The 14,780-nt window shown below is 44.0% G+C and carries 11 protein-coding genes; 1 reads left to right on the top strand and 10 read right to left on the bottom strand.

The genetic code is table 11. The annotated features are described in order from the left end of the window. Positions 1–3: 3 nt before the first annotated feature. The 6 genes from FFM75_RS03345 to FFM75_RS03320 all read right to left on the bottom strand — a co-directional run bounded on the left by FFM75_RS03345 (position 4) and on the right by FFM75_RS03320 (position 7,827). The gene (locus FFM75_RS03345) at positions 4–1,179 is read right to left on the bottom strand and encodes a PDZ domain-containing protein (protein ID WP_137627777.1); all 1,176 of its coding nucleotides are present in this window, start codon (positions 1,177–1,179) and stop codon (positions 4–6) included. A gap of 182 nt (positions 1,180–1,361) precedes the next feature. Continuing rightward, positions 1,362–2,478, bottom strand: a protein-coding gene (gene prfB, locus FFM75_RS03340) for a peptide chain release factor 2 (protein ID WP_137627776.1) whose coding sequence is annotated in 2 segments (ribosomal slippage) — positions 1,362–2,405 and positions 2,407–2,478 — 1,116 coding nt in all. Because the reading frame shifts where the segments join, the coding sequence is not laid out codon by codon here. A 97-nt stretch (positions 2,479–2,575) separates the two neighbouring features. Then, positions 2,576–4,939 (bottom strand): preprotein translocase subunit SecA, encoded by a 2,364-nt coding sequence (gene secA / locus FFM75_RS03335; protein ID WP_137627775.1) that lies wholly within the window; start codon positions 4,937–4,939, stop codon positions 2,576–2,578. 195 nt (positions 4,940–5,134) lie between these two features. Further along, positions 5,135–5,701 (bottom strand): ribosome hibernation-promoting factor, HPF/YfiA family, encoded by a 567-nt coding sequence (gene hpf / locus FFM75_RS03330; RefSeq protein ID WP_137627774.1) that lies wholly within the window; start codon positions 5,699–5,701, stop codon positions 5,135–5,137. A gap of 133 nt (positions 5,702–5,834) precedes the next feature. Beyond that, the gene (locus FFM75_RS03325) at positions 5,835–6,512 is read right to left on the bottom strand and encodes a ComF family protein (protein WP_137627773.1); all 678 of its coding nucleotides are present in this window, start codon (positions 6,510–6,512) and stop codon (positions 5,835–5,837) included. After that, positions 6,475–7,827 carry an ATP-dependent helicase ComFA gene (locus FFM75_RS03320; protein WP_137627772.1) on the bottom strand — a complete coding sequence of 451 codons (1,353 nt, stop codon included), beginning with the start codon at positions 7,825–7,827 and terminating at the stop codon, positions 6,475–6,477. The genes FFM75_RS03325 and FFM75_RS03320 overlap by 38 nt, the downstream gene beginning before the upstream one ends. Positions 7,828–7,890: 63 nt before the next feature. On the opposite strand from FFM75_RS03320, the gene FFM75_RS03315 reads away from it, so the two are divergent. After that, positions 7,891–8,535, top strand: coding sequence for a YigZ family protein (locus tag FFM75_RS03315; RefSeq protein WP_137627771.1), 645 nt, complete (start codon positions 7,891–7,893; stop codon positions 8,533–8,535). 54 nt (positions 8,536–8,589) lie between these two features. Here the strand turns inward: FFM75_RS03315 and FFM75_RS03310 are convergent, their stop codons facing one another. The 4 genes from FFM75_RS03310 to groL form a co-directional block, all read right to left on the bottom strand. Next, positions 8,590–9,495: a phosphate ABC transporter substrate-binding protein PstS family protein gene (locus FFM75_RS03310; protein WP_137627838.1), complete on the bottom strand. Its 906-nt coding sequence runs from the start codon at positions 9,493–9,495 to the stop codon at positions 8,590–8,592. Between the two features lie 310 nt (positions 9,496–9,805). Further along, positions 9,806–10,903, bottom strand: a complete 1,098-nt coding sequence (locus FFM75_RS03305; RefSeq protein WP_137627770.1) for a glycosyltransferase family 4 protein — start codon at positions 10,901–10,903, stop codon at positions 9,806–9,808. 160 nt (positions 10,904–11,063) lie between these two features. Further along, entirely contained in the window at positions 11,064–12,899 is a 1,836-nt protein-coding gene (locus FFM75_RS03300) for an APC family permease (RefSeq protein ID WP_137627769.1), read from the bottom strand. Between the two features lie 233 nt (positions 12,900–13,132). Continuing rightward, positions 13,133–14,758 carry a chaperonin GroEL gene (groL, locus tag FFM75_RS03295; RefSeq protein WP_137627768.1) on the bottom strand — a complete coding sequence of 542 codons (1,626 nt, stop codon included), beginning with the start codon at positions 14,756–14,758 and terminating at the stop codon, positions 13,133–13,135. Between the last annotated feature and the right edge of the window lie 22 nt (positions 14,759–14,780).

Here is a 14,780-nt window from a genome sequence, read left to right as displayed (position 1 = left end):
TCTTTAATCCTCCTGATCAGTGAATAATACTATCCCTAACTCGTGTGGTGCCCCATTGTAAATTGCTGTTTCTGTGATGATCAATTCTTGTTGCCGATTTCGAACCTTCAAATGAACATAGGTCGGACTCTTAAGCAACGCCGCATAAAATTGCGCTTCAGTATGTACTGGCTGACGATTACATTCTAAGATCACATCACCAATACTCAAATTTAACTTATCCGCTGGCGTTTTAGGCCGTAACCCAATGACCCGAACCCCTAGGTCAGTGTCTGAATACCAAAATTGTTGATGCGCATCATGATAGCGATGTTGGCCAAGTAATAACCAAGTCGCCACCATGACTAATCCCAGTAATCCTAATAACCATTGTGGCCCCCAAGTCGTAAAGCGTGCCACCACGGCCATCAACAAACTAACCCCGGCTAAAGCACTATAGCCCAAGGCTAACCGCCGCCAAGCATCTTGTGGTAATTGTTTATAAACTTGGGCACTGACCCCAACAAATAGTGGTAATAAAAGGATACTATAACTTTGTTGGCCAATTTGAAAGACGGGCCACCAGCTAAACATCCCTTGAAACCAATCGCCAGGAACTAAGACGCCCATTGGAACAACTAAAAGTTGTTGCCACCGGTAGCGAACGATTCGTTTGCCGCGTTGATCAGGTCGAATTTGTGGTGAATTCAACTGAGTATTGTGCCGCGTCAATAACCAAGCCGTGCTGAGTAAAACAACTGCTAAAATGACTAAGCCGTTTAAAACCAAGCCACTACTTAAACTAGTCGTGGTTACCCCATGTGTTTGCAGCTGGGCCGCAACACCACTTAGGCGCGGATTAAACGCCCAATAAATCAGCCAGCTGAAACCCAATACCGTCACTGGGATAAGGCCAAATGGGACCACTAGCAAGCTTAAACAAGCCAGCGCCTCATAAATCACGACCCAAACTGGCGAGACCGTTAATCCTAATAATAAACCAATCAGCGTTGCACCAATACCAAGTAGCAAGCCGTCCTTAAAAAAATTGCGAACTTCAACATAACGCGCTTCAATCGCACTTCTAAAATGTCGCCGTTCATAATTGACGCGTTGCCGCGCGGATAAGCCACTGCGAATTAGCCCTAGCCAGACCAATGGTTGTAACAAGAACAATTCCAATACTTTCAATACCTGCATGCGCGTTACTCCTAACGTTAAACTCTGAAGTTAGTATAGCATTTTTGTTGGTTCAGACCAATGCTGATTATCGCAACAAACCCTTGATATTAATGCATTAATACCATTTCATTATAATGCTGATAACTAAAAAAACACTAAATTGACTCACCGATTGCTAAGTCAACTTAGTATTTTTTGCTTTATTGCGGATTGCGTTGCGCTAATTTCCATTGTAAATACGCATCGATAAATGGATCTAAATCCCCATCCATCACGGCTTGACCGTCATGAGTCTCATAATTAGTCCGGTGATCTTTGACCATCGTATAAGGATGGAAGACGTATGACCGAATTTGAGAGCCCCAACCAATCTCTAACTGTTCACCTTGAATAGCTGCACGTTCTTTGGCCTTTTTAGCTTCTTCTAATTCGTACAACTTCGCCCGTAACATATTTAAGGCCGTTTGCCGGTTTTGCAATTGCGACCGTTGGGCTTGACTGGCAACAACGATGCCCGTCGGAATGTGCGTGATTCGAACTGCTGACGACGTTTTATTAACATGCTGACCACCAGCACCACTGGCCCGATAAACATCAACTTTCATGTCATCTGGCCGAATGTCGATATCGACATTATCATCTAACTCTGGCATCACATCAACACTGGCAAAGGATGTATGCCGGCGACCGGCCGCGTCAAATGGTGAAATGCGGACCAACCGATGGACCCCTTTTTCAGCGCGTAAGTAACCATACGCATTATGCCCACTAATTAATAAGGTCACACTCTTGATCCCGGCTTCATCACCAGCTTGGTAATCGACGGTTTCAACTTTAAACGCATGACTAGCGGCCCAGCGGGTATACATTCGCAACAACATTGCCCCCCAGTCTTGGGATTCAGTCCCACCAGCACCAGGATGGATTTCAACAATCGCATTATTACGATCATAAGGACCATCTAGCAACAAGTTTAACCGATATTGTTGTAAATCATGCTGTGCCTGTTCAAAGTCACGTTCAAAATCGGCCTGCATCTCAGCATCCGGTTCTTCGTTTAATAACTCATATGCAACGGCTAAGTCTTCAACTTCATTAGCGAGCGTCTGATAGGCATCGAATTTACCCTTTAACGCATTATTTTCATCAATTACTTTTTGGGCTGCGGCTTGATCATCCCAAAAACCAGGTTCCGCCATTCGGGCTTCATTTTCTTGGATACTTTCATTCAAAGCATCTAAGTCAAAGCGACCCCCTAAAGTCGACGACGGCGCTTTGCATTTCTTCGATTAAATGTTTGTATTCACTTAATTCCACAAAGGGACCTTCTTTCCACTTATTATTTAATTTATTTTTGCAAAAAACGTAGTCGGCCCCAGATTGAGTCCAACTACGTTTTTATGACGTTGTTTAATTAACGTTGGATATTTTGACGAATTTCGGACTTCATGAACAAACGGGTCGTATCGTAATCGATATCCGCGACCATTTCTTCAAACATTCGATAACCATCACGTTGATATTCAACCAATGGGTTCAACTGACCGTAGCCCCGTAACCCGATTGATTGCCGCAATTGATCCATCGCATCGATATGGTCAGTCCAATGTGAATCAACCACTCGCAGAACGACAACTTTTTCAAATTCGAGCATTTGATTTTCATCGTAAAGTTGCTTGGCTTTGGCGTCATAAATATCTTTAACGCGACCCATCAAGTAATCTTCAATCTCACTTTGCGATTTATTCTTTAAGTTATCGATGGTGATTGAATCTTCATTAACCATTGCAGCTTGTGCAAAGTCAACGATGGCTTCTAAGTCCCAATCCTTTTGATCGCCTTGCGTATGCAATTGCACGGTCCGTTCAACAGTCCGCTTAATCATCGGCATAATGACTGGCTTCAACGTCTTTTCTTCCATGATGACTTGTTGCCGTTCACCATAGATAACTTCACGTTGTGCCCGCATGACATCATCATATTGTAAGACGTTCTTCCGCGAATCGTAGTTATTCCCTTCGACCCGTTTTTGCGCCCCTTCAACTTGACGGGTAATCATCCGTGATTGGATCACCGCATCGTCATCTTCCACTTGCATCCGACTTAAGAAATTCTTGATGCGTTCAGAACCGAATCGTAACATCAAGTCATCTTCTAATGACAAGTAGAATTGTGACATACCAGGATCACCTTGACGCCCTGAACGGCCCCGTAACTGGTTATCGATCCGTCGTGATTCATGACGTTCCGTCCCAATAACCGCTAAACCGCCAAGTTCTTTGACACCAGGTCCTAATTTAATATCCGTCCCACGACCAGCCATGTTGGTGGCAATCGTGACAGCACCACGTTGACCAGCATTAGCAACGATATCAGCTTCTCTAGCATGGTTCTTGGCATTCAAGACCACGTGTGGAATATTGGCTTCTTCTAATCGTTGTGACAAATATTCAGAAGTTTCAACGGCCACGGTCCCAATCAACATCGGCTGGCCTTTTTTGTGTAATTCTGAAATTTCTTTGACAACCGCGTTAAACTTACTCCGCAATGTTGGGTAGAGTAAATCAGCGCGATCATCACGAACCATTGGCCGGTTAGTTGGCACCGTAATAACTTCCATGTTGTAAATTTCACGGAATTCTTCTTGTTCCGTTTTGGCCGTCCCAGTCATCCCAGATAACTTCTTATACATCCGGAATAAGTTTTGGTAAGTGATATTGGCCATGGTCTTGGTTTCTTCTTGGATTTCAACATGTTCCTTAGCTTCGATCGCTTGATGTAAGCCATCTGAGAAACGCCGACCATCCATGATCCGACCCGTAAAGGAATCAACGATCAATGCTTGACCGTCTTGAATCACGTAATCTTTATCTTTTAACATAATATAGTTGGCCCGCAATGCTTCATCCAAATAATGGTTCAAAGCGGTGTTATCCGTATCATACAAGTTGTCTAAGCCAAAGTATTTTTCAGCTTTACGAATCCCTTCATCCAATAAAGCAACCGTCTTAGATTCCAAATCAATCTTGTAATCTTCGTCTTTGGTCAACGTCTTAGCAAAGCGGTCCGCCCGTTTGTACATCCCAGTCGTCCCTTCGGATTGACCAGAAATAATTAACGGCGTCCGCGCTTCATCGATCAAAATCGAGTCAACTTCATCAATGATGGCAAAGTTTAATGGTCGTTGAACCATATCTTCACGATAAACCACCATGTTATCACGTAAGTAATCGAACCCAATTTCACCGTTAGTCGAATAAGTGATATCCGCGTTATAAGCTTCCCGTTTTTCTTCCGGTGACTTATTAGCGCCATTAATCCCGACACTCATCCCTAACCAATTGTAGAGTTCACCCATTTCAGTCGCATCACGCGCTGATAAGTATTCATTAACTGTAACGACGTGGACCCCTTTACCCGCAATCGCGTTTAAATAAACGGGCATCGTCGCCGTCAAAGTTTTCCCTTCACCAGTTTTCATTTCGGCAATATCGCCTTGATGTAACACGATCCCACCTAAAATTTGAACGTGGAAGGGGTATAAACCTAACACGCGCTTGGCGCCTTCCCGGGCGGTCGCGAATGCTTCGGGGAGCAAATCATCTAATGATTCGCCTTCTTTATATCGTTCACGAAATTCTGGGGTTTTGGCTTGCAAGTCGGCATCGCTTAGCTTGGCATATTCGTCAGCATAAGCTTCAACTTTATTCGCCGTCTTATCCAGACGCCGAATGATGCGCTTGTCGCTTTCAACCCAGCGTTTTAAAATGTTGGCCATTTACTTAATCCTCTCCAAATAATAATTCTTAAGTACCGATTCAATAGCATATTTTGAAATAAAATATCAACTGTCATTTTACCATTTTTTAGCGCTAATGAAAACCGCGCAATCCGAATGAAACCGATATCGCGCGGTTAATTAGTTAATAAAAAGGACTGGTCGTTGACCAGCCCTCCTAATTACTCGTTGATATTAATGATTGTCGCCAGTTTCAATCAAACCATAACGACCATCGTTACGACGATAAACGATGTTAATCGCATCCGTTTCTGCGTCTTCATAGATAAAGAAATCATGACCTAACATGTCCATTTGGAGAATGGCTTCTTCATTATCCATTGGTTTCAAAGAAACCCGCTTCGTACGTACAACATCTAACTTATCGTCCTGATCGTTATCAGCAGCAGCGACAGTTTCGTCAGTTGCTGCAAAGTCAATCGCCTTATAGCCTTTTTCACGAGACTTGCGGTTAACTTTAGTCTTATACTTGCGAATTTGGCGTTCGAGTTTGTCGGTTACCAAATCAACGCTGGCATACATATCAGGAGAAGTTTCTTCTGCCCGGAGAACTAAATAGGGAAGTGGAATCGTTACTTCGACTTTAGCAGTCTTGTCTGGGTGAATCTTTAAGTTTACGTGGGCAATTGAGTCAACGTTATTGTCAAAGAATTTTTGTAACTTACCCACCCGTTTTTGAACGTAGTCACGAATAGCCTGAGTCACTTCGATATTTTCACCGCGAATATTAAAATTAAGCATAGATCTTCTCTCCCTTCACACACATTACTGTGTACCCAAAGTAATGAAAGGACCACTCTCCCATTACTTTGCTTAAATTCATTATAATAGAAAGCGCTATAATAAACAATCCAAACGCCAACTTTCATCATAATTAACGCGCTAAAGTCAGCCATATAACAGCTTTGGCACCGTTTTCCAGCAATTCAGCCGCGGCATACCGAATCGTCCGCCCCGTCGTATAAACATCATCGACCAAGATCACGGTCTGCTCAGTCAACGCTGGTGTTGATGTAGCCAATTGAAACGGTTGCGTCGTTAACAAGCGGTCTTGTCGATTCTTGGCCGCTTGTCCCACTGCTTTATGACTGGCTTTGGTTTTTAGCAGACTAGTATTTTCACCATGACTCAACCAGCCGGTAACTTGATTAAAACCGCGGGTCTGCATCGTACTAGGATTAACGGGAATTGCCACCACCAAGTCGCCACTAAGTTGCGCCAGTCGTTGTTGGATGACATTTTGAAACACCGTTCGCAACCGGAAATCACCACCAAATTTATAAGCTTTAAAGTAAGCCTGCATCGCATCGTTATATGTAAATAACGCTTGATTATAAAAACGCGGCTCCGTCGGCCATTGACGGCAGTCTTGGCAAACTTGGCGTTGTGCTTGAGCGCGACCACAAGTTGGACAAGCCGTCGCTGACTCGATTGGCCGAAAACGATGCCAGCACGTGTCACACACAACGGGTCGTGGTAACGCCTGCCAGCTTAACACCCAAGCCAAGGTTAGTTTAGTCGTTAGTGGTTGCTGACAAAGTAGACATGTCATTTAATAAACGCCGTCCTTTCCGATTGACCAGTTTTATTTGTCGCTGTGCCTGTTTGAGTCGGCGACTATGACTGGCCCCAATCATTCGCACCGCTCCCGTTGGTCGTTGCTTGCTACGACCAACACGACCGGCAATTTGAACTAAGGCCGCCGTTGAAAAGACGGGATCATCCGCACCTAAGACAATGACATCAATGCCTGGAAATGTGACCCCACGTTCGAGAATCGTCGTCGTTACCAAATATTGCACTTGCGCTTGACGCATTTGCTGCACTTTCGTCAGTCGATCTGGATCAGCAGCATGCACTGTCAAACCGATTAGCGTCGGTTGTGCTTGTTGAATGGCAGCCTGTACCTTTGCCAATTGACTAATTCGGGGCACAAACACTAAAAATCGCTGTCCAGACGTCGCATACGCCGCTAACCACCGTTGTAGTGGCCTGATAAGTTGTCCACGTTGTAGTTTGGCTAACCATTTTGGTGCCAGAGTTACTTGAATCGTTGGTAATAAATGCCGATGAAAACGCAATGGCAGATAACTAATGGTCAACTTCTTTTGTCGAACCTGCTGTAATAACGCGGTACTAGGTGTTGCCGTCAAATATAACAACGCCCCGGTTGGTTTAAGGGCTTGTTCAACCGCATAGTATAAGCGCGGATTAGCAGCAAACGGGAATGCATCAACTTCATCAATGATCAAAACATCAAAGGCCGCTCGAAATCGAAGTAATTGGTGGGTCGTACAAACTGTCAGTTGTTGATATTGGTATGGTTCTGGTTGGCGCCCATGTAATACTGCAACAGTAGTTGTTGCAAAAGCTGCTTGCAAGCGGGGCGCTAATTCTAAACATACATCAACTCGTGGTGACGCCACTGCGACTCTTAAACCGTGTTGCAATGCCCAAGCTAAACCAGGAAAGAGCATCTCCGTTTTACCCGCACCGGTAACGGCCCATAGTAAATGACGATCATGCCGAATAAAGGCCTGTTTAATTTGAGTCGCACAAGCGGTCTGAGTTGCTGTTAATTGTCCCGTCCAAGTTAACTCAGGTCGTTTTGAAAAGTGGTTTGGCTCCGGAAGATGATACAATGAAGTTAACGTACTGACCCGACCTAAGGTTAAACATTGATAACAATAAAACTGCTGATGCGGCAATTGTGCTAACTGTCGATCAAGAACACTACCACATCGGCGACACTGCACCAGTTGCGGGGTCACCGTCATCGCTGGTAGCTGTTGTGTCCCGGGTGGTAGCGCCACTGCCTCTGTCGGTGTTAGTAATATTTGGCGCCCATATAATTCAGTTGCTTGCATAGTTGTCCCTCCTACGCAGCAACTCCGTAAAAACTAAAAAAAGATTTCAGGAGGTTTCACGTTTTGACAACTCCGTATTACACGATTACCAGTGATACAACCTTTGAACAAGTGATTAAAAAGTCCCGTTTTATCGCCCAACTCTTTCGAATTAGTGATGAAGCCGATGCGCAACAAAAAATTACAGCCATCAAAGCAGCGGCACCTAAGGCGACACATCATTGCTTTGCTTATGTGTTAGGTGACGACGATCACATTCAACGGATGAGTGATGATGGCGAGCCATCTGGAACCGCTGGTGTCCCAATCTTAGAAGCCTTAAAGCTAAATGAAGTTCACGATGTATTGGCAGTCGTTACCCGCTATTTTGGTGGTATCAAGCTCGGGGCTGGCGGCCTTATTCGGGCATACAACGGCATACCCGTTCAAGCAATTCAACAAATTGGTAAAGTCCAACGCGTTTTACAAACTAAGCTGGCGATTACCATTGATTATCGGCATGTTGACTCATTAAATTATTATTTGACCCAACATACGATTCCAACTTTAGCAACTGACTATGGTGTCGCCGTTACCGTAACCATCGCCGTTGATCAAGCAACGATCAGTGAAACTGAATCTGCACTCAACGACTTATTGAGCGGTCAAGTGACGTTTGCTGACCAGGGGCCTCAATTCAATGAAGTGCCAGTTCCACCAACAGCCTAAAAAAGCCGGTTACCCTGTTGAGGTAACCGACTTTTTGTATATTTACGAGTTAATTTATTTAAGTGTGGTAATCTTTCCTGACAAACCACGATCAACTTTCATTGACGTCAATGGAATATAGCCGAGTTTCTTAACTAGTGAACCTTGAACACCTTTAGATGTCATATAAGTTAAGAAGCTAGCCAATTCACCGGTTGGTTTGCCCTTAGTATACATATGTTCATAAGCCCAGATTTTCCACTTGTTATCAGCTACGTTAGCTTCAGTTGGCTTAACGTTATCAATTGAAAGGGCTTGGAGATCTTTTTTAACATAGGAGAAAGCTAAATAACTAATCGCCCCAGGCGTTGTCGAAACAATCTTTTGGACTGTCCCGTTTGAATCTTGTTCTTGGCTTGTCGCGACTTTGGCGTTGTTAAGGCCCCACTTTTCAAAGGTTGCTCGCGTCCCACTTCCCTGGGCCCGGTTAACAACAGTGATTTTTTCATTCTTACCACCGACGTCTTTCCAGTTCTTGATCTTCCCTTGGAAAATTTTAACGAGTTGTGCCTTCGAGATGTTGGTTACCCCAGCATCCTTGTTTACAACTGGTGCCATACCGACAACCGCTACTTTATGATCGACTAGCCCTTTTGTATCGAGTCCTGATTGTTCTTGGGCGAATAAGTCAGAGTTACCGATGTTAACAGAACCTTTGGCAACTTGGCTTAACCCAGCCCCAGAACCACCACCTTGGACGTTAATGGTGACATTGGCATGTTCATTTTGATATTGTTGGCCTGCTTGTTCAACTAATGGTTGTAACGCCGTTGAACCAGTTGCCACGATTTTAGTCGTTTTTGACTTGCTATCACTACTACTGCTACTACTCTTGGTACTCGTAGCAGAACTACTACCACAACCGGCTAATAAGACGGTCATCGTTACGGCCAGCGCCCCAAATGTCACTGCTTTTTTCATCATAAGAAACTCCCCTTCTCGATTTACTATCAAAATTAGAGCAATCAACATTGCGTCATCAAAGCCAGCAGGTCTGGGTAGGAAGTGCCTTATTGTGATACGAGCATGATCACCGTTTGATGGTCACGTAATATTGATTGCCGTTGGAACAGTTTTAATACTACGAGTCGTTTGTAAATTCAAAATGATGTTTATGTAAATCCCTTGTATAGTTTCTGTAAAGGCTATTTATGTGAACTCAACAAGGAACCCTATGCCAACAAAAAAGCCTGAGCACCGTTTACGGTGACCAGGCTGTAACAATCTAAAGTTAATGGCTGCTTTTAGACGTAAACCGTGCAACTGTTCGTTTAATCCAATTAAGTAGTGGCTGGCGATTATCACCAGCTAACCCAATCGCTTCCACGAAAAGTTCCAGACCGAATAGTAAGCCAATTGTCAGTAAAATCGACCCACCAATTGATGAAATCGGGTATAACAAGGAAATAAATGAGAAAATCAACGCAATCCCATAGATGACCATCACCGTTTGCCGATGCGTCAACCCAAGTTGCATTAATCGATGGTGGAGATGATGCTTGTCGGCTTGCGAAATCGGTTTTTTATTCAAAATCCGACGAATCATGGCGTAGACCGTATCAGTAATTGGTACGCCTAAAATCATGACCGGAATCCCGACTGAAATCAACGTAACGTTCTTTAAGCCAAACAACGAGAATACGGCTGTCATAAACCCAATGAACAACGACCCCGTATCACCTAAATAAATTCGCGCTGGGAAAAAATTATACGGTAAGAAACCCAACATCGCCGCCACCAATGTAAAAATCATCAAAGAAACAAACGTATTGGCATTTAAAAAGAACAACCCAATGACTCCAGAAGTGCTCAACGCAATAATCGAGACGCCCGTCGCTAGCCCATCCAAACCATCAATTAAGTTAATCGCATTGGTAATGGCTAAAATCCATAACAACGTAATCGGTAAACTTAACCAATGAAAATGAATCAGACCAACAAATGGGAAGGTAAAAGTCGTCATTTTAACGCCGCCAATAAAGTAAATTTCTAACGCGGCCAGTGTAATCCCCAGCATTTTTTGACGGGGTTTTAATTCGTAAACATCATCAATGACCCCAGTCGCTAAAATAATCAGCTCACTGCCGAGTAGCGCGAAAAACAATCGCGTTGGAAATTGATGCATCAAATACAGTAAGGTCGAACCAATCGTATAGGCCAAGAAAATGGCCAAGCCCCCCATGGTTGGCATTGGCACTTTATTGACCCGCCGTTGGTTCGGTTTATCAACTGCGCCAATTTTAAACGCAAGTTTTCGCACAAACGGCGTCAAGATCGCCGAGATCATCATGGTCGCCATTAAGCAGACTAAGATTTCAAATCTAATCATTTGCGCGTAACCCCTCTTTCGTTAATTACTGATAATTATACAAATCTAAACCAGCCTTGACAACTCGATTCACAGAAAGTTCAGATTTGAGCGTGCTTTTAACATAAAAAAGACGTTATTAACCCTGAATTTGGGCTAATAACGTCTTAAATTTAGGGTACTACTCTTTAAGATGATAGTTATACGTCGACACAATAATATTTTCACGTGAGTTTAAAACCGCCCGCAAGCGTAAACTCGTTTGGTTATGCAAAATATTTTGCCAAGGCTTCTTCGGCACAAACTGTGGGACCAAGACGGTCGTTGAGAAGTTACGTTCAGCCGCACGCTTCGCAATGACATCACAGAAACGTAAGGTTGGCGTTGCAATTGACCGATAAGATGAATGAATATCCACAAAGCGCACATCTGGGAAAGTCGATTTAAATTCGGCTGCCGTCTTATGCTCTTTTTCTGGGTTCTCATCAAACGATACATGCATCGCAATCACATAGTCCCCGATTGAACGGGCATAGTTAACCGCTGCAGCCGTAACTCGCGTCACATTAGACACTAACACGATTACCGTTGCACCATCATAATCATGCAACTCGGCTTTTTCTTTAGCCACGACCCGTAATTGGGCTGCCACACGCTTGTAGTGCATGTGAATCCGATAAAACATGTAGAGCAAGGCTGGCATCACGATCAAGTAAGGCCAGACATTGCCAAAACGTAACCAAAACAGGGCAACCACTAATCCTAACGACATTAGCGCACCAAGCAAGTTAACTGAAGCTTTCATCCACCACCAGCGACCGCGTTCACGGAACCAATGCACAATCATCCCAGATTGGGATAAGGTAAATGGCACGAAAACCCCGACCGCATATAGTGGAATCAATAGCGCTGTTTTCCCATGGAAAATAAAAATCAACGCAATGGCGCCTACCGCTAATGAAATAATCCCGTTGGAATAACCTAAGCGATCACCACGATCCATGTAAGCATGTGGTAAGAATTTATCTTTTGCTAAGTTATAGGCCAAAATTGGGAACGCTGAGAACCCAGTGTTGGCGGCAACGGCTAAAATTAACGCCGTTGCTAATTGTAACAAGTAGTAAAACAAGCCATGCCCAAAGACCGATGACGCGATTTGTGACAAGACTGTATTATCGGCTTGTGGTTTAATCCCTAAATAGTAACTTAAGTACGTAATTCCCCCGAAGAAGAATGCTAAGACCACTGACATAATTGCTAGCGTATTAGCAGCATTCTTACGTTTAGGCCGTTTAAAGTTCGGTACCGCATTACTGATAGCTTCGACCCCAGTTAATGAGGAAGACCCCGATGAAAAGGCCCGGATGAACAGAATCAACGTCATCCCCTGAACCGCACCGCCGACTGGCGCAGCCGCATGGTAAGTTAAGTTACCACTCGCAATATTCATAACGCCCCATAAAATCATCCCAATAATCATGATGATGAAGAAATACACTGGGAACGTTAAAAAGGACGCTGATTCCCGCATCCCCCGTAGATTCAATGCCATAATCGCAATAACAATCAATACCGCGATTAGGACCTGATAAGGACCTAATGCTGGTACTGCTGACGTAATAGCTTCAGTCCCTGAAGTTACCGAAACCGCCACCGTTAACATATAGTCAACTAACAAAGAACCCCCGGCAACTAGTCCGGCTGGTCGTCCCCAGTTGGTACTAGCAACGACATAAGCGCCCCCACCCGAGGGATAAGCCCGAATGATTTGACGATAAGACATCGTAATCGCAAACAATAGTACTAAAACTAACGCGGCAGCATATAGCTGATACATTAACGCGGCAGCTGATAGTGTAATTAACACCGTTGTAATTTGCTCAGTCCCATAAGCTACTGAAGACAGTGCGTCTGAAGAGAGCAGCGCCAACGCCTTGAACTTAGTGAGCGACTGCCCACCTTCGTCCATGGTCTTTAACGGTTTCCCGATAATCAACCGTTTTAAATAACGCCACATGTTAATAACTCCTTTATCCACAAAATAATTATTCCCAAGTAAGTGCTAAGTCAAAGATGATTTTACTACTTTAAATTCGTAAATACTACACGTTTCAACCGAACTTCTGATTTTTTTGTTGGCCGAACTCGCCTAAACCTAACAATCATCGGCCCAGGCGGTCATAATATTCTTTGCAATAACGCAAAAAAACACCCACTCATCAGAGAGTAGGTGTTTAAAGTCTTAATGGCTTACATCATACCGCCCATACCTGGGTTTGGTGCTGCCGGTGCCGCTGGTGCTTCTGGCGCTGGCTTTTCAGCAACAACTGCTTCAGTCGTTAATAATAAGGCTGAAACTGAAGCGGCGTTTTGTAATGCTGAACGCGTTACTTTGGTTGGATCAACGATCCCAGCTTCAATCATATCAACCCATTCATCAGTTGCCGCATTAAAACCGATACCTGGCTTTTGTTCCTTCATCTTTTCGACGATAACGGAACCTTCAAGCCCAGCATTTTCAGCGATTTGACGAACTGGTTCTTCCAAAGCACGTTTAACAATGTTGATCCCAGTTTGCACATCGCCAGTTTCCTTCAAAGCAGCAACGTCTTTGATCACATTGATCAAGGCCGTACCACCACCAGCAACGAAGCCTTCTTCAACGGCTGCACGGGTCGCATTCAAAGCATCTTCAATCCGGTATTTACGTTCTTTAAGTTCAGTTTCAGTTGCCGCACCGACCCGCACAACGGCGACCCCGCCAGCTAACTTAGCCAAACGTTCTTGTAATTTTTCTTTATCGAAATCAGAAGTGGTTTCGCTGATTTGGTTACGGATAAAGTCAACGCGCTCACTGATCGTGTCTTTAGCGCCGGCACCTTCAACGATAGTGGTGTTGTCTTTAGTAACAGTAACCTTGTTGGCTTGCCCTAATTGATCGATCGTGGTGTCTTTTAATTCAAGACCCAAGTCATCAGTGATGACCGTCCCACCAGTTAAGATGGCAATATCTTGTAATTGTTCCTTACGACGATCGCCAAAGCCAGGGGCCTTAACAGCAACAACGTTAAACGTCCCACGCATCTTGTTCAAGACTAACGTTGGTAAAGCTTCACCAGAAATGTCATCAGCAATAATCAACAATGGTTTGCCTTGTTCAACGATTGATTGTAATAATGGCAAGATATCTTGAATGTTAGAGATCTTCTTGTCAGTGATCAAGATATATGGGCTGTCAAGATCAGCTTCCATCTTATCGTTGTCAGTCACCATGTATTGTGATAAGTAGCCACGGTCAAATTGCATCCCTTCGACCACGTCTAAACTCGTATCAACACCACGGGATTCTTCAATCGTGATGACACCATCATGACCAACTTTTTCCATGGCTTCAGCAATCAACTTACCAGTTTCTTGGCTTGCTGATGAAACTGATGCGATTTGCGCAATATCTTCTTGGGTCTTAACTTCATGGGCCATGGCATGCAATGAATCAACCGCCGTCTTAGTGGCTTCTTCAATCCCACGACGAATCCCAACTGGATTAGCACCAGCCGTAACGTTCTTCATACCTTCGTTAACGATTGATTGGGTTAAAACTGTCGCAGTAGTGGTCCCATCACCGGCGATGTCATTAGTTTTTGAAGCAACTTCAGAAACTAACTTAGCACCCATGTTTTCAAAATGATCGTCTAATTCGATCGCCTTAGCAATCGTCACCCCATCATTAGTGATGGTAGGCGAACCATATGATTGTTCCAAAACAACATTGCGACCCTTAGGACCTAAGGTTGATTTAACTGTGTCAGCCAATTGGTCGACACCTTTAAGCATAGCTGAACGTGCATCTTCAGAGAACTTTAATTCTTTAGCCATTATCTGTGTTCACCTCATAATT

Source organism: Lactiplantibacillus daowaiensis, from assembly GCF_005405085.1.
In the GTDB taxonomy this organism is placed as follows: domain Bacteria; phylum Bacillota; class Bacilli; order Lactobacillales; family Lactobacillaceae; genus Lactiplantibacillus; species Lactiplantibacillus daowaiensis.
Note: the sequence above shows the minus strand (reverse complement) of the source record. Positions and strands in the feature narration are given on the sequence as shown.